Below are 23487 nucleotides of genomic sequence, written 5' to 3'. Positions count from 1 at the left end.
TGGTCCCGCCGGAGATCACTGAGGCTCTCGGGGCCCCGAACGGGCCCGCAGATGTCGCCCATGCACGCGGTCGCCGAAGTACATCTCCAGAGGAAGGAGGGCGAAGGGACCCGACGCCCAGCGTGGACTACGAGCCGGAGCTGGCCGATTGCGACATCGCCTACGCTCGGCTCGGCATTCGGTACCAGGCGTCGTAGCTGAGGTGTGCTGCACCATGCCACGGCGAGGGCGAACCGCCGGACAGTGGCTGAGATGCAGGTGACCAAGCCGGACTGGGCCGGGCAGATACGCCAGCTGGCGCTGGCCGAGGACCAGTTCGCGGCCGCGGCGCGGTCTCCGGCAGCCGTCCGCCCGCCGGACTCGGCAAACGGTTCATGGCGCGGCTGAACGGCACCCGGTGCCTGCTGCGTTGCTGTTACCTGTTGCTGCCAGCTGTCCGGGGGGCGCAGGCCACGGCTCTTCCCGCCGGGGCGCACACGCTATAGGCGGGCGGGTGCGCTGGTGAACCCGGTCTGCTGCGACGAGCTTCTGATCCCAAGCCACGCAGACAGAGTGTGCCTCTGGGTAGGCACGGAAGGCATGCGGCGGCCAGTGCCAGCGCGATGCCGCTGGGCTCGCGGTCGTCGGCGTCGAACCGCGAGAACGTCGTCCAGCCTGCAGCTATTACCGCCACGCCCGCCCAGCCCATCGGTGCAGGGTGCTGCAGACGACAGGTGCGCCGGGGGTTACGTGGATGACCTGCGCTGCACATGAGGACACGTTGAGCATCCAGACGATTACTACAACGGATGCACTAAATTGCTCTCGGTGACCTCGCCGCGGTGCGTAAGTGCCTTTAAAGTGCCACTACGGGCTCACGATTTTCACGGGGGGAACATGACGTCACCTGTCATCCACTGCAGAGACAGAAGGCCGATGCTCCCGGACCCGGATCTAGGACATCTCAAACGCTCGCCGATCGAACTGGTGGTTTTCGAGCTGCTGCTCCCGCCCGGCGCCGAGCCGCTTGGTGCCGCTCAGATGCTGGAGTTCAAAGAAGCCGTCGCGGCGCGTGGCTGGACCGCGGGCCGGTTCGAATCCGCCTTTCGCCGCAACCTGAAGCTGGCGCTCGAGCCAGGCGAGATGCTCGCGGACGAGGCAAGAGGATGGACCCTGATTGGGCGGGAGGACCCTCCGGTGACCGTGTCCGTCTTTCCCGCCGTCGTCAACATCCAGGCCAACGGCTACAGTTCCTGGCATCACGCGCTGCGTCCTACCCTCGACGCTGTCATCACCACGGTGCACGAGGTGTTGGAGCCTCCCGCAGTTCAGCGAATCGGCCTGCGCTACATCAACCGCCTCGTCGATCCCGAAGCACGGAGGGCCGACCACTGGCGCGGCAAGGTTTCGGATGAGTTCTTGGGCGCGGCGCTCCACCCCGTCCTCGGGCCGGCTCTTGCCGGAAGTCAGCAGCAGCTGGACCTGGCTTGGGAGGGCGGCGTCACCGGAGTGATCAGACACGGTGCATTCAAGGACGGTGCCGTGTCGAATTCCTTCAGCTACCTGCTCGACGTTGACATCTCCGACGCGAACGGCGGTAATTTCACGCCCGGGCGGGTACTCTCGGTAGTGGACGGACTACAGCTGATGGCCGTGTCCGTGTTCCAGCAGTCATTGACTGGGCAGTATCTCGAAGTTCTACGGGGGAGAACTGATGTCTTTGGCGTCCCCTCCCGCACGCGGTAAAAAAGTGTGGCGTTCGCAGGCGGAGCACGAACCCGCCCTCGAATCCCGGCGTACCGATGTGGAGATCTCCCGGATCGTCGATCCGGTTCTGCGGGATACCCTGATCGCGTTCGAGGCGCGGCTCAGCGCTGTCGGGGGTCCTTCGCTGCCCCTGTACTCGCGTACTTTCTGGCCTCTGGACGCCGTCATGATCGCGCTGTCCCAGGAACTCCAGCCTTCCCCGCTGCGCTCGACCGGAATGGGATGGCTGGGCACCACCCGCAACAGATCTCGGTCGGTACAGGTGGTACTCAGGGCTGTTGCGGAGTTGCAGGACCTGCTGGGCTTCACCCAGCAAGAGGTGTTGCAGGCCGCCGGTGTCAGCAAGCGGACTTTCCAGAACTGGCGCAAGGGCAGCGTCGAGCATCTGCGCTCCGCCAGCATCGGTCGACTCTGGGAACTGTACGCCCTCGTCCAGGACCTGACGGAGACCAAGGGCATCAGCGGTCTTCAGCACTGGCTGGCCGAAGACAAGACCAGGAAGAAGGACCTGAGAGAGGGGAAGTTCGACACCCTCATGATGCAGGCTTCCGCACCCGACGCCACGAAGACGTCCGCTCCTCTCTTCCCGATCGAGACCACTGGGGTGGAAGAGGACCTCAGGCTGTCCGTCGATCCGCACGAGACGGACGACCTGGAGATCGACCCCGATGATGTTGCGGAGCCGCCAGAGTGAATCTGGAAACACTGATCGACAAGGACGCATGGTCCGAGGGCATCGACCAGTCCTTGGATCAGTTCCATCAAGGTCACTTGATCCGCAATATCCCTCTGTTCTATGCGGGCAGCCTCAACGCGCCCGTGACCAAAGCGACCAAGAAAGTCGCGGACGCTATGCAACGGGCCGGCAGCGACATCGCCGGCCTGCAGGTGATATCCCTGCCCAAAACGAAGCGTTACCCGTACGCAGTGATTACATCGGCCACTTGTGACATAGCAGAGGCCGGGACATCCAGGAACCCTTTCATTCAGGTCGCTCCCGTCTTCAACATCGGCCCCAACATAGACAACGGCGCGGCCAACATGATCCGCGCAGGCCGATACGGAGACTTCGTGTATCTGACGAAGCAACCCAGACCCGTCGGCTGCTGGGTCGTCGACCTGCGCGTCTTCTTCCCCGTCGAAAAGGGCGTCCTGCACGACCGCCAGCCGATCGACGGGTTCGCATCCGAGGCAGACCGCCTCCGCTTCGCCCGGCGCCTGGGCAAGCGCGTCATGCGGCCGGCACTGGCAGATGTGGTGCACACCCACGTCGTCGCCGAACTCGACCGATGGATCAAGGAGGACGAGCGGGAAGCGGTACGCAGCAGACCTAAGGTCCTCCGCGGCGGACTGGCGCGATTCGCCGACGTCAAGCGTATTGCCCTGCGCTTCCAAGGTGACCGTCTCGCCCCGGAGTGGGTCCAGGTTGTCGTCTTCCAGGACACCGCCCTGAGCCCGACGGACAAACTCCACTGGCGGAACTGGCGCAGCAGAACGGAGAAGAAGCTCCGCAGACACGGCATCCGCCTGCAGCCCGTGGCCTTTACCTCCCTGGCCGACATGTCAGTCGCTGAATACGAAGGCCTGGTAGAAGTGGTCGTGACGGGGCTGGGACATGAGACATACTACTGAACACCACAATCGGAACAGGGGCAACGCCCCTTGACCAATCGTGAGTCTCACATCCCCCGCTCAACCCGTCCACCGTGCACGTCGACGCGAGTTCGACGCCGCAGATCTTGCGGAGCCGGCCGGTGAACAGCCGGAGCGCAACCCCCGGATGCGGTAGGCAACCTGCTGGCGGTCGGCTTGTTACACCACCAGACCTCACGGCCTCCGCGGCCCGATCGGCTCGGACGAGCAGCCGTCGGACGCGGCAGCACCCCGCCCCGGCCCAGGGCGCAGAACCCGACCGCGGACGGCCGAGGGAGCCAGCGCCAACGTGGGCACCCCGATCGTCTCCGGCGCCGGACGCCTCGCGCGCAAGGCCCTTTTCCCTCCGGCCCGCCGCCGCAGCCACTTGGCCGCCCCCGTTCGGACCACCCGCTGATACGGCCGTGCCGTATCGCTCCTGCGGTATGACTGATCCACTCGGCCGGGTGACCGGCGCACCAACCGCAGCGTCCACCGTCCGCCAACCGCTTGAACGGTGCATGTTCCAGACCGCTGTGCGAAGCCTTACGGCCGTAGCCATCCTCGCCTGCCCGCTTGCCGTGATCCCCTCGGCGCACGCTGCGCCGCAATCCCAGCCACTGAGCCTGCACGCCGCCGTCGCCCGGCTGCCGCTCGCCACCGAATCGCGCGCGGGCTACGAGTGCAGCAGCTTCAAGCACTGGGTGGATGCCGACCGGGACGGCTGCTCCACCCGTGCGGAAGTACTGATCGCCGAGTCCCGCACCGAGCCGGTGATCGCGTAGCCGAGTGCGGTGGCGTCCACGCCGAATGCGGCGATCTGGCCCAGGCCGATGCCGGTGGTGGCGGGCATGGACTGGTAGCTGACGTACCGGACGGGGCCGTGCGGCCGGGGCGGGTGGACGGATGGTGATGTGTCGTTCCGGTTGCTGGGAGGCGCAGAGCGCCCGGGGCAGGCCGACGTGCTTGCCCTGGGCGGCTGGCTGACCCTTGTCGGGCTGTCAGGGCTTGACGTGCTGCCAGACGAGCCAGGCGAGTGCTTCCTGGCCGGTGGCGTTCGGGTGGAAGGATTCGACCTGCCTGGACAGGGGGCGGATACCGTTGACCCAGGCGGGGTCGCCGCAGCTTTCATGGGTGTTGAATGAGGCTCGGGGATCGACGAAGTCGTAGCCGTGGGCCTTTGCCCTGGCGGCGAGCGCCGTGTTGAGGGTGTCGGCGGCGCGGTGCAGTGCTTGATGGGTGCTGTCCGGCCAGGCTCCGTCCGCCAGGCACCAGAAGGTGGATTCGGCCTGCACGACGTGCGGATAGCCCACCACGACGACCTGGGTGCCCTTCGCCTTCCGGGTGTCGATCCTGTCGAAGAGCCGCTCGAGCTTGCCGGGCAGTTCCTGCCGGTATCGCGCGGTGACTGCGTTGATCCTGCTGTTGCAGGCGCCGGTCCGCGGCGGATTCCAGAGGTAGCAGAAGGTGAGAGGCGTGGAGAAGCCGAAGTCGTTGGAGCCGGCCTGCACGGTCACAAGGTCGGTGGACTTGGTGACAGCCGTCGCCTGCTGGCTGCGCACCGCTGTGCTGGACGCGCCGCAGAACGATTTGTCGGTCAGGGTCGCGCCGAGCGACTGCGCGACACGATTCGGGTAGGAGAGGCTTGAGTTGGGCACCCTGGGGCCCGAGTTTCCTCCGTTGAGGAAGCAGCTCGATGAGTTCGCGGACGGTGAACCGGCCCCGATGCCGGCCGCCACCGAGTCGCCCAGTGCAACATACTTGATGGCTTCGGCACCTGCGTCGGTTGCCGAGGCGGGAGCGGGTAATGCCACAGTCGCCGACCGAAGAGGCTTATGAGGCCGAGGGCGGTCCGTCTGCCGAATGCTGTTCTCACCACTGGTGATCCTTCCTTTGCCGGCGAGTTGCCAGTGGTGCCTCATGTTTGGCAGGGCCGTGACAGGACACAAGGCCTCGCGCCTGTCCCGGACAGTCCGCGTCTGTCCGGACTGGTCAGCGGACTGTCCGGGTCGCCGTCCGGCGCGCATGCCGCCCCCGGCCCCAGGGGAGAGTCCGGCCGCAGGCCGTTCCTCTCATCCCTGCGGGAATCTGCACGCTGTGCATCGTCGGAAGCGGACCTCGCAGGCGGCGTACCGGTGGCGCGTTCGTCCCGTGCGCGTCCGGCGGGCGGGGGCCGAAAACCGCCCCGCATCCCACCGCCACGACCAGCCCACCCGGCAAACTCACGCGGTGACAGCACCGGCTGGCGCAGACGCATCCCACCGAGGAACCGGGCTTGCCCAAAGACCGAGCCGCCATCGGCGGACGCCTCCTCGGCCGCCCCATCCGGAACCCGTCCGGCTCTGTAACGCCGTAGCCCTGGGCACGACGTCCCCGCTGCTCACGCAGCGAGGCGGCCGCTCGTCCGCGGCCGGAGCGGGGCGGCTGTATCACAGCCCCGAGCCGGGGTGATGCCGAGACACTTCCGCCGGAAGGCAGGTCGCCCGTGCTACAGGTGCAGCCGCCAGGTAACTTCGCCGGTCTCTGTAAGGTGGTGCCAGGCGGACAGGGCGCGGTGGGCGACCAGGCGGTCGAGGAGTTCGCCGATCTGCTGGGGTGAGTGTCCGCACAGGCGGCCCAGGGTGTCCAGGTCCGTCGTGCCGTCGGCGGCGGTGTGTGCGGCCAGCGCCAGTGCGGTCAGGTGCAGGGCCGGCGGTGCCGCGGCCGGCAGGGTGACGGGGGCGGGCCGCAGCGCCCAGTGTGCGGCGCGGCGGCGGGCGTGGCGGCCGGGCGCCTGGTCCAGGACCGCGGTGTCGCCAAGCCGCACGTCCAGGCGCGGCGCGCGGAGGTCGGGCAGCTCCAGCCAGCCGTCCTGGGCCAGTTCCTGCCACAGTTCCTGGCGCCGGTGCAGGCGCATGCCGCGCAGCAGGCCGGCCCGCAGCCGGACGCGGCCGCGGGTGTCGCAGCGCAGGGCGCACTGCAGGGCGAGCAGCCGGGCGGCGGACGTGGTGCAGCGGGGCAGCGCGGAGGCGAGATACGTCAGCATCTCCCGTACGCGCGTCCGCTGTTGTGCCTCCTCGTCTCGGGGGCGCTGCTGGTTGCGGCCCGGCCGTGCGGACGAGAGGGACTGGAGCGGCCGCCGGCTCGTGCCGGGCAGCATGTCCGGTACGACGGCGGTGCGGCTGGTGGCCGCCGCGCAGGCGGCGCAGGTGTCGGCCAGCCGCCAGAGGCGGCCGCTGCCGTCGCGGGTGAGGGCGAGCAGCACGGGGCCGGCGCAGCCGCGGTGGCGCGGATGCCAGGAGCAGCCGCGCTGGCGGCACTGGCAGGTGCGCAGATGCCCGGGCAGCGCGTCGGCGCGCGCGTGGCCGGCCAGATGCGCCAGTGCCGCCGACCGCGCGCTCCGGGCGGGCAGGGCGGGGCGGGCGGTGCAGTACGGGCAGGCCAGCGCCGGACGGCCCCCGAAGGGGCGCACTTCCACCGTCCAGATCCGCCGCACCGCGGCATGCGCACCAGCGAGCCTCATCGGCCGACCGCCCTCGCCTTCGTCCGTCGTCGTGAGCCTGTGTCCCCGCCGGCCTGGTCCGCGACCCGGGACGCAGGCACGTTAGTGCAGGTTTCTGCACTACGGGAGCCATCTCGACCCCCTGGTCCGGAAAGTGCAGATTCCCGCACTGACAGGGCAGGTGTCTGCACCGTCGGATGGTGGGGTGACGATCTCGCCGCCCGATCCCGAACCTCACCGCGCTGCGCCTGACGCTGGCGCGCCTGCGGGGCGAGCGCGGCTGGACCTTCGACGAGCTCGCCGACCGCAGCGGCCTGGCCCGGCGCACCCTCATCGACCTCGAGCACGGCCGCGCCGCCGGCAATGTCACCACCTGGCACACCCTCGTCCACGCCTTCGACGTGCCCATCGAGCACCTGCTGGGCGCCCTCTGTGACGACCACACCCCGCCCGGCGGCAGCCGGGACACCTGACCCTTCCCGCCGCGCCGTCCCGCCCGGCGGCGGAGCGGCGAATCACCCGAACCGGCGAGCCCCCACCGAACACCCATCCGGGTGCTGCGATATGTGTTCGTCCCCGCTGGGCCGGCCGAGCGACACCCTCACAGCCGCACCGCCCCGCACGGCGCGTCTGCTGACACCGTCCCCGCCATGCACCCCACACCCGCCGGCCGCCACCGGGACGGCAGCCCCCGCGTCACCCGCCACCCCCGCCCGCTCCACCTGGCCGCGACCAGCCCCAGCCGCCTGCTGCGCGCCGACCAGAGCAGCCGCTGCCGCCAGTGCGGCCAGCCCGTCCACCTCTATCAGCGCACCGACCGACGGCCGATCGCCCTGCACCCGGCCGAACTGCCCACCGCCCACGTCCCCGAGCCCTGCCGCTGGCACCTGAGCGGCGGCATCGCCCACCCGCACGGCGACGGCAGCGCCTGGTGCCGCATCCCGCACGCCGTCCTGTGCCCGCGCCGTACCCCCGCCTGCCCGCCCGGCCTCCGCCTCGAAGCGATCCGACGCCACCTCGCCGTCCGCACCCGCCGCCTGATCGACACCGGCAACCTCGCCCCGCTTCCGCCCTCCAGTACCGCCCCATCTGCCGGCCCCCGGCCTCCTGCCCGGCCCGTCGTGCAGATCCTGCTCGTCCGCTACCTGGCCCCAGGCCCCCTGAACTCGCTGCGCTGCGTGGCCCGGACCCGCCACCGGCACCGCTGTCCCCGGCCCGTCCTGTCCGCCGGCAGCCCTGTCGGCCGCTGGAGACTGCTGCCTGCCTCACCCCAGCACGGCCAGTCCGCCCTGCCCGATATTCCGATGGCCCTCTACGACCTGAGCCACCTCCCCCATAGCGAGCAGCTGCGCTGGCGCGCCCAGCGCTGCCCCGCCCACAACGCCGGTTCCGTCGCCGACCTCGCCCTGCCGGGATGGGAGCCCTTCGACCCGCTCGCGCACGCCGCCCACATCCACACCCGCCTCCCGCACTCACCGGCGGCCCGGGGACGGGCGAGCTGACAGTGCCCCACTACGCCCTCGAGGTCTCCCTGACCCGCCCGCTCTCCCCGCAGGCCCTGCACCGTGCAGCAGGCCGACTGCCGCTGGCCGCCAACCACGACGCCACCCGCCTGATGACTCTCATGCCCGCCAAGAGCCCCCACCGGGCCGCACAGAAACTGCGCCACCGGCTCGGACACCGGCTGCCCGTCGACGTGATCACCACCCACTACCCGGACGCCGACCACCACGTGCTGCTCAACGTCGCCTTCCCGCCCGCCGCCCGCGCCGCCCTCGAAGACGGCGCGCGCCGCGCGCACCAGAGCCCCGAGCGCTTCACGGAACTGGCCCTGCACCGGGCCCTGGTCCAGCACGCCGATGAGGAGGCCGACCGCATCGACCGGCAGGTGCAGCGCCTGCTGGAGACCACCACCCCGGCCTGTCTGCTCGCCGCCGTCGGGCACGCCCTCACCCGGCTGTCCGGGAGGAGCACACCGTGAAACCGACCGACGAACGGACCGCCGCCGCCGACGCCTTCCACGCCGGCCACCACCTCGCCCTGCAGGCCGGCGCAGGCACCGGCAAGACCACCACCCTGGCCCTGCTCGCCGCCGCCACCACCCGCCGCGGCCGCTACCTCGCCTACAACCGGGCCATCGCCCAGAACGCCGCCACCCGCTTCCCGGCAAGCGTCCGGTGCAAGACCGCCCACGCCCTCGCCTACGCCGCCGTCGGCCACCGCTACCGCCCCCGCCTGAACGCACCCCGCCGCCCCGCCTGGCAGACCGGACAGGCCCTCGGCATCACCAAAGCGATCCGCGTCGGCGACCGTGCCGTCACCCAACGCCGCCCTGCGCACCGTCACCCGCTTCTGCCACACAGCCGACGAGGCGATCACCCGCCACCACGTACCCCGCCTGCGTGGCCTGGACGATCCCGACCGACACGCCCAACTCGCGAGCCATGTTCTGCCGTTCGCCCGCAAGGCCTGGGCCGACCTGCAAGATCCCGACGCCGGCGCCGTACGCTTCGAGTACGACCACTACCTGAAAATCTGGGCCCTGACCCGGCCGCGGCTCGATGCGGATTTCCTGCTGCTGGACGAGGCCCAGGACACCAACCCCGTCGTCGAACACCTCTTCCTCAGCCAGCGCGACCACGCCCAGCTCGTCATGGTCGGAGACTCCGCCCAGGCCATCTACCAGTGGCGCGGCGCCAAGGACGTCATGACCGGCTTCAACGGCACCCGGCTCACCCTGTCGCAGTCCTTCCGCTTCGGCCCCGTCCTCGCCGACGAAGCCAACCGCTGGCTGCGCCTGGCCGACGCCCCGATCCGCCTCACCGGCACTCCCGCCATTCCCACCGAAGTGGGCCCCCTTGCCTGCCCCGATGCCGTCCTGTGCCGCACCAACGTCGGCGCCATGGCCCAGGTCATGACCTGCATGGCCGCCGGCTGCCGGGTCGCCCTGGCCGGGGGAGGAGCAAGCCTCCAGGTCCTGGCCCTGGCCGCCCGCGAGCTGAAAGAGGGTCGCCGCACCCACCACCCCGAACTGACCCTCTTCCCCACCTGGGGCGACCTGCAGGACTACGCCGCCTACGACCCGGCCGGACGCGACCTGCAGCCCCTGGTCAGCCTTGTCGACGCCCACGGCACCGACGCCATCCTCGCTGCCGTCGCCCAGCTCGCCCCCGAATCACATGCTCAGGTCACTGTCTCCACCGCCCACAAGGCCAAGGGACGCGAATGGCCCCGCGTGCTCATCGCGGACGACTTCGCCCGGCCGGAAGACACCCCTTCCGAGGGGCGGACCGGCACCGCTGCACCACCCGATCCGGTCGACGACGGCGAAGCCCGCCTGGCCTACGTAGCCGTCACCCGGACCCGCCAACACCTCGACCTGGGCGGCCTGTCCTGGATCCACGCCCACCCCGACGGGGGCCCCGCCGCGAAGGAGGATCCAGACACAACGACGGGTCAGACATCGTGACACCGTCTGACAGGTGCTTCCGGGGCAGCGGCGCAGGGGCACCGTGAGGTGGCGCGTGGAGCCCTTGTTCAGCCTGAGCCAGATCGGGACGGCTGTCGGCGTGCGCGAAGTCCCTGTATAAGGCGTTCGGGCTGGTCCGTGAGACCTCTACAGCAGGTGCTGTGACTCAGATTACTGAATTTTATTCCGTGCTTTCATGTCATTTCGTCGACGAGTTTCCCTGCGGCGAGTGCTACTTGACCGCCGTACTGACTGGGGCCCTTTGTGCACGCGCACGTCGGATGCCCGAGCGGTTCGGTACGCCGGACGGGATGATTCCGTTGGCGTTGACGGATCGCGGCGAGGCCATCTTCCTCGCGCCGAAAGGATCAGGGGGCGCAGGATCGCTGTTCGTGGAGAACGGGGAAGGTGTTTTTTCGAGTTTTCGGTCAGCTTCTCCGAGTGGCTGTACCGCTGGCTGGCCGAAGAGGAGATGACGGGCTCTGGTGGCAGCGTCTACAACCCGGGACCCGTGCGGATCACCCGCGTGCCCGCAGGGGCGGTTCCGGCTCGGCGGACCGTCGGCTGGGGGCACCGCGCTCAGGTATGTCGGCCCAGAAGGCGGTCATGGTGGGCTGGGCCGCTGTCGTAAGTAGCTTCCTGCTGCCGTCGATGGGGGCTTGACACGATTATTGGCAGCTGTACTGACCGACCCGTGCCGACCGGCTCAATGCCCTGACCAGGCCAAGATGACAGCGTGCTGTGGATCGAGACTTTGCGAAACCTGATGCCTCCTCATGCCGGGGCCGGTGACCTCGTCGACTGGGAGGCCGTGGAACGCAGTTGGGGGCATCCCTTCCCCCGGGACTACAAGGACTTCATGGCGCTCTACGGCGGGGGAACGGTGAGTGACTACCTGGGCTTCTTGCTGCCGGAACCGCGTACGGCGGAAGGCGCTGAGCCCGTGTACCAGGGGATGGAGGCGGAGACACGGACCGCGGAATCCTTCCGGCGAAGCACGGCGGCCGGAGATTGGCTGCCGTCACAAATCATCGCCTGGGGGGTGGACGCCAGTGCTGACATCCTCTGCTGGCGTGTCACAGGAAAGCCGGAGGCCTGGCCTGTGCTGGTGTGGAACCAGGACGATGCCACGTGGTCGGAGTATCCCTGTGGCATGGTCGAGTTCCTGTGTCGGCTTTTTCGAGAGGATTGCAGCGAGATCCCTCTGGGCTCTGTCGGCTGGTGGGGCGAGTCGCCGTGTTTCCTGCACGCGGCCGAGGAGGGGCGTCTGCGGGCTGCGGGAATCGATTCCTGGACTGGACGGCTGGATCCGTTCGCCGGAATGTTCGGCGAGTGAGGGCCAGCCTTCTTTTTGCGTCGAGTGTTTCAGGATTTCGTCCGGGGCTCATGACTGCCCGGGGGGGGGCGTCGGGCGGCGCGGTTCGTCGGCGGTTGCCGGCCGTCAGTCCGGTTCCGTGTGGGCTGGTTCAGGGGTGTGGGGGCAGGGCGATGCGGGCCCAGACGGTTTTGCCGGTGGGGTCGGTGCGTGTGTAGCCCCACTGGGTGGCCAGGGCCTCGACGATGAGCAGGCCTCGTCCGGTCTCTGCGTACGGGTCGGGGTGCCCGAGTGCGGGGGGTGTGGGGGGTGTGGGGTCGGGGTCGGCGACGGCGCAGACCAGGGCGCCGCCGGTGCGGGCGATGCCCAGCCATGCTTTGGCGTAGCGGGTGTCGCCTTGGGGCAGGGCGTGGCGTACGGCGTTGGTGGTGAGTTCGCCGACCACGGTGATCACGTCGTCGGCGATCGCGTGCAGTTCCCAGTCGTCGACCACGTCGCGGGCGAAGCGGCGGACGGTTTCGAGGCTGCGGGGTGCGCAGGTGAAGGCGCGGGCGGCGAATGCGGCGGCGCTGATGCCGAGGGCCAGTCCCCAGTCGCCTGTGGTGGGCGGGGCCAGGGCCGCGGTGTCGAGCGGGTCGCGGTGCGCCGACAAGGGGGAGATCGGGACTCCGGTGACCTGGCTGAGTGTCGTGGCCGTGTGCGTTGTCACTGTTCATCCCCCGAAAGACGTCCAGTTTGCGGGCCGCGGAACCGCGCCCCGACCGGTTAGTATCCTCGCCGCTCCACCGCCAGTGCAATTGCATCGGAAATTGCAGACCCGCAAGGAGGGTGAGGGGAACGCATGTGCCTATCGTGAAGCTTGCTACGGGGTAGCGGCAGAGGAATGTCGGACAGCGTGGGAAGGGCGGACATGGAAATGGCCGGCAGCGGCGTGGCCTTCCGTGATCCGGGCGACGTGGTCTGGGTGAAGAGCCGGCGCAGTGGAGCGGACGGGAACTGCGTGGCGCCGGCCTTACCGACCGACGGTCAGGTGGCCGTGCGCAACTCGCGGGATCCGCAGGGCCCCGTGCTGGTCTGCACCCGGGCGGAATTGGCCGCTTTCGTGGCCGGGGCGAAGGACGGCGAGTTCGACGCCTTCACCGAATGACCGCAGGGGAAAGACGTTTTCGGGACTCCTGCCCGGCGGCGCCCTGGGAGACTGGCGTGCATCGTCTGTCCTGTCCCGGGAGCCCCCATGCTCGCGTCAGCCCGCTCGGTGGATGCTCCAGCTCTTGAGTACTATCTTGCCGCTTCTGCACGCAGCCCGATCGCACTGCGTCTGGTCCTGGGCCGCTTCTTGCGCATACTGCGCAGGGAAGCCGGGATCGAAGCGGAGGAGGCGGGCAAGGCCATCCGTGCGTCGGAAGCCAAGATCAGCCGGATGGAACGCGGCCTGGTCACCTGCAAACCGCGCGACGTGACGGACCTGCTCGTCTTCTACGGGGTGACGGACGCCGAACTGATGGCCACTTTCGCCGAGGTGGTGCAGGTCTCCCGGCAGTCGGGCTGGTGGCACGCGTATGACGGGGTCCTGCCGGAGTGGTTCGGCAAGCTCATCGGGCTGCAGGAAGCCGCCTCGATCATCCGCGCCTGTGAACTTGAGCTGGTGCCCGGACTCTTGCAGACCGCCGGGTACGCCGGGGCAGTGGTGCGCCAGGGCTACCCGTTCGCCAGAGTGCAGGAGATCCGCTCGCGGGTGGCGCTGCGGATGGAACGCCAGGAGGTCCTGGTGGGTGCCGACGCACCCCGTCTGTGGGCGGTGCTGGACGAGGCCGTCCTGCGGCGTCCGGTCGGCGGGGAGCAGGTCATGCGCCAGCAGCTGTATCACCTGGCGCAGGTGGCGCGGCTGGACAACATCACGGTGCAGATCGCGCCGCTGGACGATCCGGCCTGCGCAGCGGCTGGTTTCCCGATCACTCACCTGCGCTTCGAGCTCCCTGCCCTGCCGGACATCGTCTACCTCGAGCAGCTGCGCGATGCCGATTACCTGGACGAGCGCGAGGAAGCCGAGCACTGCCGGCGTGTCCTGGACCATCTGGCCCAGGCGGCTCTCTCCCCGCAGGACAGTCTCGACCTGCTGCAACGCCAACTCGTGCACGGACAAGAGGCGTAGCGTCCGGCGCGGCTGCGGCGCATCACCCGATGCGGGCCACGCCGCCGGACTCCGCCCACAGCACGCTGCCACCGGCCGCTGTGCCATCACGTGCGCAGTGCCAGACCGCGACATCGACGAGCCCCGGAGGCATCAGCGGCAGCGCGCGGAAGGACGCTGCGACTTCGCGGCGGGAGCGAACCCGTCCCGAACGGCCGCCGGCCGTCGCCCGGAGCAGCTCGCTGGCGTGCTGCCGCACCCGGGCGTCCTCGCTGACCAGCTGGCTGGCGGGCTGACCAGCTGGCTGGCGGCGAGGAAACTCCCCGGCGCCAGCACCGAGGCCGTCTCCTGCAGTACCCCGGCCGGATCCGGCAGAGTGTGCAGCACCGACACGAACAGCACCGCCACCGGCAGACCGATGTCGATCAAGTTCCGTGCCGCCGGGCCGGGCAGCACCTGTGCCGCCCGGCCCGGGGCGGCCTGGACGACCAGCGTGCGCCGCCGGTCCTCCCGCACGGCCCGGTCATGCGTGACGGCCAGCGGATCGTCCTCGGCATAGACCACCCTGGAGACGGCATCGATCTCCTGGGCGACCTGATGCACGCCCGCCGGGGTGGGCAGCCCGGCGCCGAAGACCACGAACTGCCGCACCCGGTGCTCGCGCACCAGGCGGCTGGTCGCCCGCAGCAGGAACCGGTGGCCGGTCTCGGCCACCCGCCGTGCATCGGGGGCGATCTGCAGCAGCCGCTCACACGCGGACCGGTCGGCCGGATAGTGATCCCTGCCGCCCAGAAGGAAGTTGTGCATCCGGGCCAGGCTGGGGGAGGCGACGTCGGCGACGTCGACCAGCGGCACCCGCCCGCGCTCCAATGCGGCACCCCACCCGTCGGCGCACTGCGGCACACCCTGCACCGCAGCCCTTGCAAGGGTAGAAAATCCGCCACTCGCACGCACCGGTCCGCACAGATTGGCCCGCAGCTGACGGAAGTGCGCTATGGAAACGACCCGCTTCCGCCCCCGGCGTCACGACTTGCACAGCCCACCGGCGACCGCGCTCCCGGCCCGGGCCCCGAAGGCTCGGCTGTCAGGTCGCCGGGCAGTGCACGCTGCGCCATCCGCAGCTGCGAGGCGACCGCCGGCTCCTCGACCCCCATCACCTCGGCGGCCTGGGCCTGGCTCAACTGCAGCCGGCAGCGCAGAATGACGGCGTCCGCCTGGGCCGGCGGCAGGATGCGGTGCACCGGATCCAGCGGGTGCGCCGCCCGGGCCCGCTGGCCGCGCAGCGCCGAGGAGATCAGTGCGTCCAGCAGACGCCAGGCCACCGCCGCGGGGCGGGAACTGCTGATGACAGCCGGCCAGATCGTGGCGAGATTGCCCAGGGCGGCCTCGACCACTTTGCGGCTCACCCATGCATCCTGCATCCGTTCCTGGGTGTAGCGCAGGTAGCGCTCCTGGTGCAGCAGGCAGAACGCCGTGTACTCCAGCGGCAGGGCCAGCCTGATCGTCTCCTGGGGGAACTCATCTCGCGCGGACGGCGGGCAGGACGCCAGCACGGGCGCCTCACTGTGACGACGCAAGGACAAGAACATGGGGCACCTCTTACCGGGCGCGGAAGGACGGTCAGTCGGATGCTGGGCGTTCCCGCGGCATCTGCCGGGGATCGGGGTCGAGGCAGAACAGGAACGCGTAATGGACGGCCTCCCACAGCGGCCGCACCTCGGCGGGCCCCCCGCCCAGGGCGGTGACCAGCGCCGAGGCCTGCTCCCAGTTCGGGATCAGCACGCCGCTGAGGAAGTCGTTGATCTCCTGCGCGCTGAGCGCCCCGTGCGAAATCTGGTGGATCACTGCGGGGTCCGGGCGCCCGGCCGCCAGGTGCAGCCCCCGCAGGGCCGCCTGCAACTGTGCCACGGCGTGGGGGATGCCCGGCTGGGCCGGGGGCACCAGTCCGTGCGCGCTCTCGAACAGTGCGCTCAGCTCGGCCGGCTCCCCGCCGAACAGCTTCACCAGCGTGCACACCACCGGCCAGGTCGGCATGCGTTCACCCGACAGGATCCGCGACACGTACGACGGCGACAGGGACAACTGCTCGGCCACGTCCCGGATCGCCAGCCCGCTGCTGCGGTGCAGGTGCGACAGCGCCGCGGCCAGCTTCGCCGACGCCGGTTCGGCCGCCTGGGACAGCAGCCGGTCCTGCGCGGCGTCCCGGGGCTGCACCCCCGGCGCCGGCGGCTGGCGCACCGCGGCACGTTCCCGGGCCCGCCGCTCCAGGCGCTTGAGCACCTTCGCTTCCGCCCACTGGGTGCGTGCCGTGGTCACGCTGACCTGTGCGGCCGCGGCCACCCGCTTCCAGTCGGCGCCTTGGTTACGGGCGTCCTGGATGGCCGCCGACGTGTAACACTCCACCTCCCGGGTCACCTCGACTGCGCACCGCAGCAGTTCCTCCAGCGGCTGGTCGTTGTACTCGGCCTCCAGTAAGGCCGCCGACAGCGTCTGCAGATCCTCCGCGATCCGCCGCCCCAGCGGCAGGGCGCTGCGGGCCCGTTGCTTCCCCGCCCGGCCGTCCCGCTTGCGCTGCGCGTGCTGCCGGCAGGTGGTGCTGCAGTACTCCCTCTTTCGCCCCGGTCCCGTGGACTGGGCGAACGGCTGCTGGCAGTTGCGGCAGACATCATGGCGCGGGCTGCTGCCCGTCATCGTTTCCTCCTGTGGCCCGTGGCCGTTTCTCTTCCCGGTGCGCGGGTTCTTGCGTACGGGAGGGAGAAACTCGGCTTCTGCGTGTCGCGGTGCTGGTGGACGTCCGGGCAGGCGACAGCGCTGCCAGGTGGCGCGCCGCCGCCTGCCCGGACGGGTCAGTTCAGCCGAAAGCGCTGGTAGCGGCAGTGCGACTGCCGCGTGGCCATGAGCAGGGCGGCCACCACCGTGGCGGTGGCGGGAGCCGTCCACCAGCCCCGGATCAGAATCACGGGCATCACCACAATGGCCAGAAACACGCTCGCCTGCAGCGTGACAGCCCAGGCACTCGCGATACGGGTTTCACCCCGGAGAAAGCGCGGAATGTTAACGTCGTCGCACGTTGCCGCCCTCAACAGGGCAGCGACGGAAAACCGGTCAAGCATGCGGTACTAACCCGCCTCTCTTGGGCTGGACATATGAGGAGCCCCGGTGTTGGTTGCTAGCCCGCCCGGGGTTTCCTCGCGTCCAACGCACGGTAGTACCTCCGTCACGCCAGGTGCCATATAAACCGTTCATCGCGCAAAATTTGCATTTCGCGACGATGACTAATTGACGCCGGTGACGAGGTGAACACCCGAGCGCTTTCACCCTTGACCATCCCGGATCGAATCCGACCGCCAATGACCGTGCGTTGACCGGCCTGCAATTATGCAAGGCGTCGACCACGGTGGTGACATCGCCGCGCATGCCGGACCAATCAGTAGCCCACCTGGCGATTGCCGACGCAGAAGGCAGGACATGGCGGCATCGGCCGCCGGGGTCCGCGGTACGCGAGCCGCTGCTGCCGGAAGGCCGTGATCTCTGGCCGGACATCGCGACGGTCTACGGCGACGATCACGGCCTCGGGAACGCCGTGATCGCCGGCCGGCACGACGATTCCTTCGCCCTGGTCGGGCCTTGCGGCGGAGAGCTCTGGCGGCTCGACGGCAGCGGATGGATACCTCAACCGTGGAAGCCCGGCCAGGCGAGAACCGGTGCCGCTCATCCAAGCGAACCGCTTTTCGCCGTCGCCGACCTCTACGGCGGTGACGTCCACCTCTGGCACATGAGCGAGGGCCCCAGCCCGCGGAAGGTGGCGGTACTCACCGGACACAACGACGCGGTGCTCTTCCTGGACTTCAGCCCCGATGGCCGAAAGCTCGCCACCGCGAGCGCTGACGGCACCATCCGCATCTGGAACGTACGCCGACCCTGAACGTTGTCGCCGGAATCCGCTACAAGCCCTCGGCTACCTCGCGTCAGCCGAACATGAACAGCAAATGCTCATGTCACGTACGTTGTCACTCGTCGCGTGGAACCCCGTGCCCGCGCCCAGGGGACAACCTCATATTCGCCCGGAGCTGTCGCCGTCTCCAGCGTCAAGCGGGCCCGGGCGGCCGGTGTCTGCTGTGGTCGTGGTCTTCGGTGGGTGGGGCGGTGGGGGCTTGGTGTCCGTGCAGGCGGTAGACCATTTCGTCGGGGCTGCGGTGCAGGCGGGCCCGGCGCCAGGCGGCGTCGTAGGACAGGGGTGCTGTGCTGCGTTGTCGGATGCGCCAGGCCCGCCAGCTGGTCAGCGGTGCGAGCAGTACTCGCCACAGAACCAGCTTCATGGCTGTGCCCTCGTTGCCGCGGCACCGGTCGAGGAGTCTTCGGGCGGTGTGATGCCGGAAGGCAGGCTGCCGCCGTTGAGGGCTTTGAGCGCGTCGTGCAGGACGAGCATGGCCTGCTGTTGCATGCCGGCGTCCTTGAAGCCCCGGCCGACCTGTTCCCATTGCTGCAGTACTGGGAACCACCAGCGGTCGCAGGAGTTGATCAGGCGGGCCAGGCGCTGGAGTTCGGCGACGTACCCGTCGCTCAGGGCGCCGGGTGCCTGGCGCTCGAGCTGGTCGACGACGATGAGGTCGGGGCGGTCGTAGAGGTTGTCCTTCAAGAACCGCAGGCGGCGTACGCGGTGTTCGTCCGCTGCCTGCTGGGCCAGCATCTCGCGGGTCGTTAGGGACAGGTCCAGGACTGCGTGGGCGGCCAGCTGCCTGTAGTGCGGGCAGGTGCGGGGGAGCGTGTCCAGTGCGGCGTTGACGGCGTCCTGCGCGGCGGGCAGGTCCGTGGCGGCCAGCTGCTTCGCGGCCCGGGCGGCTGCGGTGTGGACGAGGGTGCGTACGGCTTCTTCCGCGTGGGGCCGGGTGCGCCGGTTCGGCCGCCAGGTGATGGTGTACACGGCTTCGAAGGCGATGTTGTCGGTGGCGCTGGGCAGGGCGCGGGGCTGGGCGGACGTGCTGGTGCGTGCAGCGCGGTGCCAGGGCCATCTCATGCGTCGCCCCCTGGCCGCGGGAAGACGCCCTGCACGCGGTTGTCGACGAGGTGGTCGTAGAAGTCGTCGGCCGCGCTGACGCCCTCGGTGGTGGAGATGTCGCGCAGCTCCTGCATGAGGCGCATGCCGGCGTCGAGCATCCTGTGGCCGCGCAGCGCCGGCAGGAGTTGGTCGCGCAGGCGTGTGTAGGCGCCGGGGTCGGTGGCGCTGGTGCGGATCCACAGGGTCAGACGGGCGATGACCTCCGTGGTGGTCTCCGGGGACTTGAGCAGGTCGTGCACGGCTTGCTGCGCGTCGATTCCGGGCGGCGGCGCGGACACGAGCCACGGGATGCCCTCGTGTTCGGCGCTCATCAGGGCGAGGAAGGCGAGAGCTCCGCTGCGGGCGGCGGAGACCTTGCCGTCCTGCCAGCTGCGGACCTCGTTCATCAGGTGCTGTGTCGCCGTGGGCTGCTGGACCAGTGCGTCGAAGGCGTCCAGCACCTGTCCGCGCACGGCGTGGTCGCCGGCCTTGTGTGCGACGCGCCGCAGGCGCACCATGGCCCGCCTGGCGTGGGCGGTGGTGACGGAGGAGTCCTCCAGGATGCGCCGGCACAGAGCGATCACGGTGGGCGCGTAGCCGTCCTGTGCGGCCCACTGGTAGAGGGCCTCCCAGGCCAGGCGTCCGATGTGTTCGTTGCGGATGGCGCTCTCCATGACCGTGCCCAGCACCTCGGGGTGGCTGGCACGGGCGAGGTCGCCGAGGGTGGTGAGGTAGTCCGTCGTGCCGTGCCGCACGGTGAGCTGTGCCAGCGCGTCCACGGCCCGGTCGTCCGGATCGGGGCTCTGCGCCGTGGCGAGCAGCCAGGCCAGCAGGGGGGTGCGCATGACGTCGTAGTTGTCCCAGACGTATTCGAGCACGGCGCGCCCGTAGGTGGGCCGGTCGAAGACCACCGTGTCCTGCATGTCGACGCGGGCTCCGACGTCCTGGATGCGCCGGCGCAGGCCGCGTCCGGCCAGGACGCTGGGAATAAGCCCGGAAGATCCTGCAGCGGCGCCGGGAATGACAGGCGCATGTCCGATGGCCTGCAGCAGAGCGGCCGCACTGCGCGCCACGTCGGGCATGGGGGCGCACTGGCGTACCGCCAGGGCGATGAGCAGGCAGCGGTCCTCGACCGGGAGGGAGGGGCTGTCGGGGCTGCGCAGGCTGGTCATGTCGCCGAACAGGCCGTCGAGGGCATCGCGCCAGTCGGTCAGCGCAAAGGTGATGCGCTGCTCCAGACTCATCGGCGTGTTCTGGCCGTCGGGCCTCGCCGGCTGCTGCGACGCACGGGAGTGTTCCTTCCAGGCCATGACGGCGGTGTGCGCGGCCTGCACGGCGGCCACCGCCGTCAGCCCCCGCAGTGCTGCCGTGGCTTTGGGGAAGGACAGCAGCGAGTCGGTCAGCTCGTCGTAACCGTGGGCTCGCAGATGCACCGCGACGACACGCTCGGCGTCGGGAGCCTCCTGCAGACGGAGCACGTGGATGCCGGGGCGGTCGCTGAGGCGGTGGTCTCTCCACAGGTCCTGCGCCACGGTCAGTACCAGGTGGGAGCGGCAGCCGCGCAGGTGAGCGGCGTGCTCCGACAGGGCGTCGAGGAAGTCGGCCGACGGCTGGTCGTTTTCGGGGTGCTTGAGGTCGAGCTGGTAGGCGTGGTCCTTCTCCAGGGGCAGGCGTCCCTTGCTGGGGGTGTTCCAGTCCGCTTCCAGCTTGATCATCTGGGCGTGACCGGCGGTGTGTTCGGCCAGCAGCCGCAGGGCGAACGTGGTGGAGCCGCAGGAACGGGGCGCCACGATGATCGTCACGGGCTGGCGCAGCCGGCCGCCGTCAACATCCACGGCCTGCTGCTCGACGCTGTCCCAGTGCGCGCTGCGCACGAACGGCAGCCCGAGGAACTGCTTCCGGTCGACCTCGGTGCCTTCCAGCAGATCCTGCTTGCGGGTCTGCTGGTTCAGTTCCTCGATGACGTTGGCGACGACGCCGACGTCTCCGTACAGGTGCGTGTCGCCGTTGGCGGTTTCTCGTGATGGCTGTCCGGCCGGGACGGCGTCGGGCGGCTGCAGTGCGGGGGAGGGGAGGGAGTGATCGCCGGGTGCCGGGGCCGGCGTGCCGGGGAGGTCGGTGCCTGGGTGCCGTCGGCGCGTCAGCCAGCGGCTGGCGCCGTTTTGCTGCTGCTGCGAGGCGGTCTCGTCGGCCGGTGTACCGGGCTCGGGCGCAGAAGGGCCGAATGGGGCATCGGACATGGAGGAACTCCGCGGTGGGTGAGGTGACAGGGGCAGGGGAGGCGGGCGCGCCTCAGTGCTGGCGCCGGTCGATGCGCAGGTATTTGATGCGGTCGGCGATCGTGGGGTCGTTGAGCTGCCCGTGGAAATGGAAGGTGCCGCCGCGGCTGTCCGCCGGCGGGGCCGGCGCTGTCGCCGGCTCGGCGGCGGCAGGAGTGTGAGCGGGCGGCTGGGCGTCGGTGAGGTAGGGCCGTACGGCGGGCGCGGTCAGGTTGGGCACGTGGATGCGGCAGGGCTGCTCGAAGCCGGCTTTGTCGCTGACCCTGGCGACGGCCTCGACGAAGTGGTGCTCACGCAAGCCCGGCGTGCGGTTGGCCTGCACGGTGCGGTGGTAGACGAGCTCGGACAGCACTGCCGCGAGGAATCCGCCGCTGTCCCTGGCAGCGGCCATTGCCTCGCGGACGGCCTGGCTGTTGAGGAGGCGGGCTGCGTCATTGATGGCATCGCCGCGGTGGTGCGGCAGGGACAGCGGGCCGGCATGCACGCTGACCCGCAGCCGCACCAGCGGGCTGTCGGCCAGCTGGTGCTGCCGGTAGCGTCGCAGGGCCGCGTCGAGCCGGCCCAGCAGCGGGTCCACCAGCCGGGCCACAAGCGAGGACGGGAACAGCAGAAAGGCTCCGTCACCGCTGTCCTTGTACCCCGGCAGCTCGTCCAGGGCGGGAAGCCCGCACTCGGCGAGCACGGTCGTCAGGATGTCGTCCACATCGCACCGCGCGGCATCCATCCCCGCCTCGGGGATCTGGCTGTACTTCTCCATGTCGATCGCCAGGAGGGCGAGTTCGGCAGGCACGTCTCGCTCGGGCAGCGGCGCAGCCATCAGGGCACCGTCCTTTCGGCACAGGCGGTCAGGGAGGTGCCCATGCTGATCGGAGGGGACGGCTAGCGCTGCCCACCAGTGGGCATGCCCACCGTGCTCCCGGTCACGGCTGCGCCCGGGCCTGGGACGCGATGGCACGCATGTTGCGGATGAGGAGTCCGCCGCCGGGTGCTGTGGCCACCCACCCCTGCTCGCGCCAGGGTTTGAGCGCGTTTCCCACCGCGTTGCGCGAGGCCCCGATCATTTCGGACAGCTCCGTCTGCGTCAGGCGCACGACGAGCTCCGGGGCGTTGGCGGAGGCGGCCTCCGCCAGGCGGGAGAGAGCCGAGGCCAGTCGCAGCGGCACGTCTGCCGTGGCCAGTTCGAGCCGGACCGTCTCCGACTCCCTGACCCGGGCGATGGCGTGGCGCAGCAAGCAGGAGTGCAGGCTGTGCTCCTCCACGAAAGCGAGGAAGACGTCGGCCGGAACGATACGGATACGGCACGTCTCGGCAGCGATGACCGTGGCGGTGCGCGGCTGGGAGTCCAAAACGGCCAGCTCCCCCAGCAGCTCGCCGGCACCGCGCACCGCAAGAAGCGCACGCTCTCCGCCGGTTCCGGCCAGGGTGATCAGCGCCGAACCGGAGTCCAGCACGATGACGTGGGTCGCCGGATCTCCCTGGCGCAACAGCACGCTGCGGGCAGGCCGCACGCGCTGCGGCGCGAGTGTCTTCAGACGTGCCCATAACGCGTCACCGATCACCGCGGCATGCGGCTGATACACACGTCCCCCTGTGCTGCGGCTCGTCACATTGAGATCATTTTCTCAATCAACTATGAAGCCGCTCAACAAGCCCATTCCGGCCACGGAAAGACCTATCAAGACAAGGTCGATAGCCAGGCGGACCGACCGCAGCTTCCTGTCCGCCAGGCGGGCCAGCGCAGGTCCCCCGCCACCATGGCCCCCAGTGCCGTCCGTGCGGCGGGCAGCCGCCTCGCCGGCCAGCTCGGCCCACAGTCCGGTTCTCGGAACCACCGGACGCAGCGCGAACAGCGCGGCCCCCACCGCGCATACCAAGAGCGCGCACATCAGCACCAATGGCGCCGCACTGACCAAAGGCATGTCCTCCAGGCCCGACAGCGCAGCGACGCCGGCGGCCAGGAAAGCACCGGCAACCCCGCACAACGCGGCTGCCTTGGTATCGGCCCGCTGTATCTCCACGAAGGCACGCTCCTCCAGCCGCCATGCCTGTGAGGCAATCCTGCTCGGCCCGTCGGCACTGCCACTCATGCCAGCCTCCTTACGGTCCCTGCCCCTTGCTGTCGGGACGCAGCCACCCTGTCCGAGAGCGCCGACGAGCGGTGCCCATCACAGGGCACGGGCAGTGCCGCGCTGCTCACTGTGAGGCAACCCCGTCTCATGTTCGGTGATAACGCGGAGCATTGTCGGCGCCGTTGTCCTGACGGACGCCGACGGGCGTGTGGGGGCGGTGTCTTCCGGCCGTCTGCGCTGGTCGTCCTGAACTCCCGGCTTTCGGCAGGCGGCTGTGCCGGGAAGGGCAGGCGGCGGACCATGGGCGGGGCGTACGCGGCGTCGGGT

The 23487-nt window shown here is 69.8% G+C and carries 24 protein-coding genes and 2 pseudogenes; 12 read left to right on the top strand and 14 right to left on the bottom strand.

Annotated features, from left to right (window positions below):
- Positions 1-252 precede the first annotated feature (252 nt).
- The 4 genes from ACFV6E_RS32705 to ACFV6E_RS32690 all read left to right on the top strand — a co-directional run bounded on the left by ACFV6E_RS32705 (position 253) and on the right by ACFV6E_RS32690 (position 3378).
- Entirely contained in the window at positions 253-387 is a 135-nt protein-coding gene (locus tag ACFV6E_RS32705) for a hypothetical protein (protein WP_385466617.1), read from the top strand.
- Between the two features lie 528 nt (positions 388-915).
- Positions 916-1725, top strand: a complete 810-nt coding sequence (locus tag ACFV6E_RS32700) for a TIGR04255 family protein (protein WP_385466614.1) — start codon at positions 916-918, stop codon at positions 1723-1725.
- Complete coding sequence (locus tag ACFV6E_RS32695; protein WP_385466611.1) at positions 1694-2440, top strand: antitoxin Xre-like helix-turn-helix domain-containing protein; 747 nt, start codon at positions 1694-1696, stop codon at positions 2438-2440. The genes ACFV6E_RS32700 and ACFV6E_RS32695 overlap by 32 nt, the downstream gene beginning before the upstream one ends.
- Positions 2437-3378, top strand: coding sequence for a hypothetical protein (locus tag ACFV6E_RS32690; protein WP_385466608.1), 942 nt, complete (start codon positions 2437-2439; stop codon positions 3376-3378). The genes ACFV6E_RS32695 and ACFV6E_RS32690 overlap by 4 nt, the downstream gene beginning before the upstream one ends.
- A gap of 676 nt (positions 3379-4054) precedes the next feature.
- Here the strand turns inward: ACFV6E_RS32690 and ACFV6E_RS32685 are convergent.
- From ACFV6E_RS32685 to ACFV6E_RS32675, 3 genes are all read right to left on the bottom strand, one after another.
- Complete coding sequence (locus ACFV6E_RS32685; protein ID WP_385466606.1) at positions 4055-4231, bottom strand: hypothetical protein; 177 nt, start codon at positions 4229-4231, stop codon at positions 4055-4057.
- Positions 4232-4379: 148 nt separating this feature from the next.
- Positions 4380-5300 (bottom strand): SGNH/GDSL hydrolase family protein, encoded by a 921-nt coding sequence (locus tag ACFV6E_RS32680; protein ID WP_385466603.1) that lies wholly within the window; start codon positions 5298-5300, stop codon positions 4380-4382.
- A 566-nt stretch (positions 5301-5866) separates the two neighbouring features.
- Positions 5867-6880, bottom strand: coding sequence for a hypothetical protein (locus ACFV6E_RS32675; RefSeq protein ID WP_385466600.1), 1014 nt, complete (start codon positions 6878-6880; stop codon positions 5867-5869).
- A 184-nt stretch (positions 6881-7064) separates the two neighbouring features.
- On the opposite strand from ACFV6E_RS32675, the pseudogene ACFV6E_RS32670 reads away from it, so the two are divergent.
- The 5 genes and pseudogenes from ACFV6E_RS32670 (at position 7065) to ACFV6E_RS32650 (ending at position 11664) form a co-directional block, all read left to right on the top strand.
- Positions 7065-7332: pseudogene (locus tag ACFV6E_RS32670) on the top strand (helix-turn-helix transcriptional regulator).
- Positions 7333-7509: 177 nt separating this feature from the next.
- Positions 7510-8361, top strand: a complete 852-nt coding sequence (locus tag ACFV6E_RS32665; protein ID WP_385466597.1) for a DUF6083 domain-containing protein — start codon at positions 7510-7512, stop codon at positions 8359-8361.
- Positions 8358-8840, top strand: a complete 483-nt coding sequence (locus ACFV6E_RS32660; RefSeq protein WP_385466663.1) for a hypothetical protein — start codon at positions 8358-8360, stop codon at positions 8838-8840. The genes ACFV6E_RS32665 and ACFV6E_RS32660 overlap by 4 nt, the downstream gene beginning before the upstream one ends.
- Positions 8837-10328: pseudogene (locus tag ACFV6E_RS32655) on the top strand (UvrD-helicase domain-containing protein). The gene ACFV6E_RS32660 and the pseudogene ACFV6E_RS32655 overlap by 4 nt, the downstream one beginning before the upstream one ends.
- Positions 10329-11064: 736 nt before the next feature.
- Positions 11065-11664, top strand: coding sequence for an SMI1/KNR4 family protein (locus ACFV6E_RS32650; protein ID WP_385466594.1), 600 nt, complete (start codon positions 11065-11067; stop codon positions 11662-11664).
- Between the two features lie 130 nt (positions 11665-11794).
- Here ACFV6E_RS32650 and ACFV6E_RS32645 read toward each other — a convergent pair whose 3' ends face one another.
- The gene (locus ACFV6E_RS32645; protein ID WP_385466591.1) at positions 11795-12352 is read right to left on the bottom strand and encodes an ATP-binding protein; all 558 of its coding nucleotides are present in this window, start codon (positions 12350-12352) and stop codon (positions 11795-11797) included.
- A 201-nt stretch (positions 12353-12553) separates the two neighbouring features.
- Between ACFV6E_RS32645 and ACFV6E_RS32640 the strand changes: the two genes are divergently transcribed.
- Entirely contained in the window at positions 12554-12790 is a 237-nt protein-coding gene (locus tag ACFV6E_RS32640; RefSeq protein WP_385466660.1) for a DUF397 domain-containing protein, read from the top strand.
- An 87-nt stretch (positions 12791-12877) separates the two neighbouring features.
- Positions 12878-13795: a helix-turn-helix domain-containing protein gene (locus ACFV6E_RS32635; RefSeq protein WP_385466588.1), complete on the top strand. Its 918-nt coding sequence runs from the start codon at positions 12878-12880 to the stop codon at positions 13793-13795.
- 132 nt (positions 13796-13927) lie between these two features.
- On the opposite strand, the gene ACFV6E_RS32630 is transcribed toward ACFV6E_RS32635, so the two are convergent.
- The 4 genes from ACFV6E_RS32630 to ACFV6E_RS32615 all read right to left on the bottom strand — a co-directional run bounded on the left by ACFV6E_RS32630 (position 13928) and on the right by ACFV6E_RS32615 (position 16887).
- Positions 13928-14629 (bottom strand): SAM-dependent methyltransferase, encoded by a 702-nt coding sequence (locus ACFV6E_RS32630; RefSeq protein ID WP_385466585.1) that lies wholly within the window; start codon positions 14627-14629, stop codon positions 13928-13930.
- Between the two features lie 137 nt (positions 14630-14766).
- Entirely contained in the window at positions 14767-15351 is a 585-nt protein-coding gene (locus ACFV6E_RS32625) for a sigma factor-like helix-turn-helix DNA-binding protein (protein WP_385466582.1), read from the bottom strand.
- A 43-nt stretch (positions 15352-15394) separates the two neighbouring features.
- Positions 15395-16465, bottom strand: a complete 1071-nt coding sequence (locus tag ACFV6E_RS32620; protein WP_385466579.1) for a helix-turn-helix domain-containing protein — start codon at positions 16463-16465, stop codon at positions 15395-15397.
- Positions 16466-16620: 155 nt separating this feature from the next.
- Positions 16621-16887 (bottom strand): hypothetical protein, encoded by a 267-nt coding sequence (locus ACFV6E_RS32615; protein ID WP_385466576.1) that lies wholly within the window; start codon positions 16885-16887, stop codon positions 16621-16623.
- 248 nt (positions 16888-17135) lie between these two features.
- On the opposite strand from ACFV6E_RS32615, the gene ACFV6E_RS32610 reads away from it, so the two are divergent.
- Entirely contained in the window at positions 17136-17699 is a 564-nt protein-coding gene (locus tag ACFV6E_RS32610; protein WP_385466573.1) for a WD40 repeat domain-containing protein, read from the top strand.
- Positions 17700-17862: 163 nt separating this feature from the next.
- On the opposite strand, the gene ACFV6E_RS32605 is transcribed toward ACFV6E_RS32610, so the two are convergent.
- The 6 genes from ACFV6E_RS32605 to ACFV6E_RS32580 all read right to left on the bottom strand — a co-directional run bounded on the left by ACFV6E_RS32605 (position 17863) and on the right by ACFV6E_RS32580 (position 23178).
- On the bottom strand, positions 17863-18093 hold the full coding sequence (locus ACFV6E_RS32605; protein ID WP_385466570.1) for a hypothetical protein: 231 nt from the start codon (positions 18091-18093) through the stop codon (positions 17863-17865).
- Positions 18090-18791, bottom strand: a complete 702-nt coding sequence (locus tag ACFV6E_RS32600) for a hypothetical protein (protein WP_385466567.1) — start codon at positions 18789-18791, stop codon at positions 18090-18092. Before ACFV6E_RS32600 ends, ACFV6E_RS32605 begins: the two co-directional genes overlap by 4 nt.
- Positions 18788-21052 carry a hypothetical protein gene (locus tag ACFV6E_RS32595; protein WP_385466565.1) on the bottom strand — a complete coding sequence of 755 codons (2265 nt, stop codon included), beginning with the start codon at positions 21050-21052 and terminating at the stop codon, positions 18788-18790. Before ACFV6E_RS32595 ends, ACFV6E_RS32600 begins: the two co-directional genes overlap by 4 nt.
- A 52-nt stretch (positions 21053-21104) precedes the next feature.
- Positions 21105-21908, bottom strand: a complete 804-nt coding sequence (locus tag ACFV6E_RS32590) for a hypothetical protein (protein ID WP_385466562.1) — start codon at positions 21906-21908, stop codon at positions 21105-21107.
- 103 nt (positions 21909-22011) lie between these two features.
- Positions 22012-22671, bottom strand: a complete 660-nt coding sequence (locus ACFV6E_RS32585) for a Crp/Fnr family transcriptional regulator (protein WP_385466559.1) — start codon at positions 22669-22671, stop codon at positions 22012-22014.
- 42 nt (positions 22672-22713) lie between these two features.
- On the bottom strand, positions 22714-23178 hold the full coding sequence (locus ACFV6E_RS32580) for a hypothetical protein (protein WP_385466556.1): 465 nt from the start codon (positions 23176-23178) through the stop codon (positions 22714-22716).
- Positions 23179-23487 lie beyond the last annotated feature (309 nt).

Origin of the sequence: Streptomyces sp. NPDC059785, from assembly GCF_042732375.1 — a bacterium.
Classification (GTDB): domain Bacteria; phylum Actinomycetota; class Actinomycetes; order Streptomycetales; family Streptomycetaceae; genus Streptomyces.
The sequence above is the reverse complement of the archived record's forward strand: the minus strand, read 5'-3'. Positions and strand labels throughout refer to the sequence as shown.

Coding starts and splice junctions, on each gene's coding strand:
- ACFV6E_RS32705 (WP_385466617.1), top strand. CDS start 253: ATGCAGGTGACCAAGCCGGACTGGGCCGGGCAGATACGCCAGCTGGCG.
- ACFV6E_RS32700 (WP_385466614.1), top strand. CDS start 916: ATGCTCCCGGACCCGGATCTAGGACATCTCAAACGCTCGCCGATCGAA.
- ACFV6E_RS32695 (WP_385466611.1), top strand. CDS start 1,694: ATGTCTTTGGCGTCCCCTCCCGCACGCGGTAAAAAAGTGTGGCGTTCG.
- ACFV6E_RS32685 (WP_385466606.1), bottom strand. CDS start 4,231: ATGCCCGCCACCACCGGCATCGGCCTGGGCCAGATCGCCGCATTCGGC.
- ACFV6E_RS32680 (WP_385466603.1), bottom strand. CDS start 5,300: ATGAGGCACCACTGGCAACTCGCCGGCAAAGGAAGGATCACCAGTGGT.
- ACFV6E_RS32675 (WP_385466600.1), bottom strand. CDS start 6,880: ATGAGGCTCGCTGGTGCGCATGCCGCGGTGCGGCGGATCTGGACGGTG.
- ACFV6E_RS32665 (WP_385466597.1), top strand. CDS start 7,510: ATGCACCCCACACCCGCCGGCCGCCACCGGGACGGCAGCCCCCGCGTC.
- ACFV6E_RS32640 (WP_385466660.1), top strand. CDS start 12,554: ATGGAAATGGCCGGCAGCGGCGTGGCCTTCCGTGATCCGGGCGACGTG.
- ACFV6E_RS32635 (WP_385466588.1), top strand. CDS start 12,878: ATGCTCGCGTCAGCCCGCTCGGTGGATGCTCCAGCTCTTGAGTACTAT.
- ACFV6E_RS32620 (WP_385466579.1), bottom strand. CDS start 16,465: ATGACGGGCAGCAGCCCGCGCCATGATGTCTGCCGCAACTGCCAGCAG.
- ACFV6E_RS32615 (WP_385466576.1), bottom strand. CDS start 16,887: ATGCTTGACCGGTTTTCCGTCGCTGCCCTGTTGAGGGCGGCAACGTGC.
- ACFV6E_RS32605 (WP_385466570.1), bottom strand. CDS start 18,093: ATGAAGCTGGTTCTGTGGCGAGTACTGCTCGCACCGCTGACCAGCTGG.
- ACFV6E_RS32600 (WP_385466567.1), bottom strand. CDS start 18,791: ATGAGATGGCCCTGGCACCGCGCTGCACGCACCAGCACGTCCGCCCAG.
- ACFV6E_RS32595 (WP_385466565.1), bottom strand. CDS start 21,052: ATGTCCGATGCCCCATTCGGCCCTTCTGCGCCCGAGCCCGGTACACCG.
- ACFV6E_RS32590 (WP_385466562.1), bottom strand. CDS start 21,908: ATGGCTGCGCCGCTGCCCGAGCGAGACGTGCCTGCCGAACTCGCCCTC.
- ACFV6E_RS32580 (WP_385466556.1), bottom strand. CDS start 23,178: ATGAGTGGCAGTGCCGACGGGCCGAGCAGGATTGCCTCACAGGCATGG.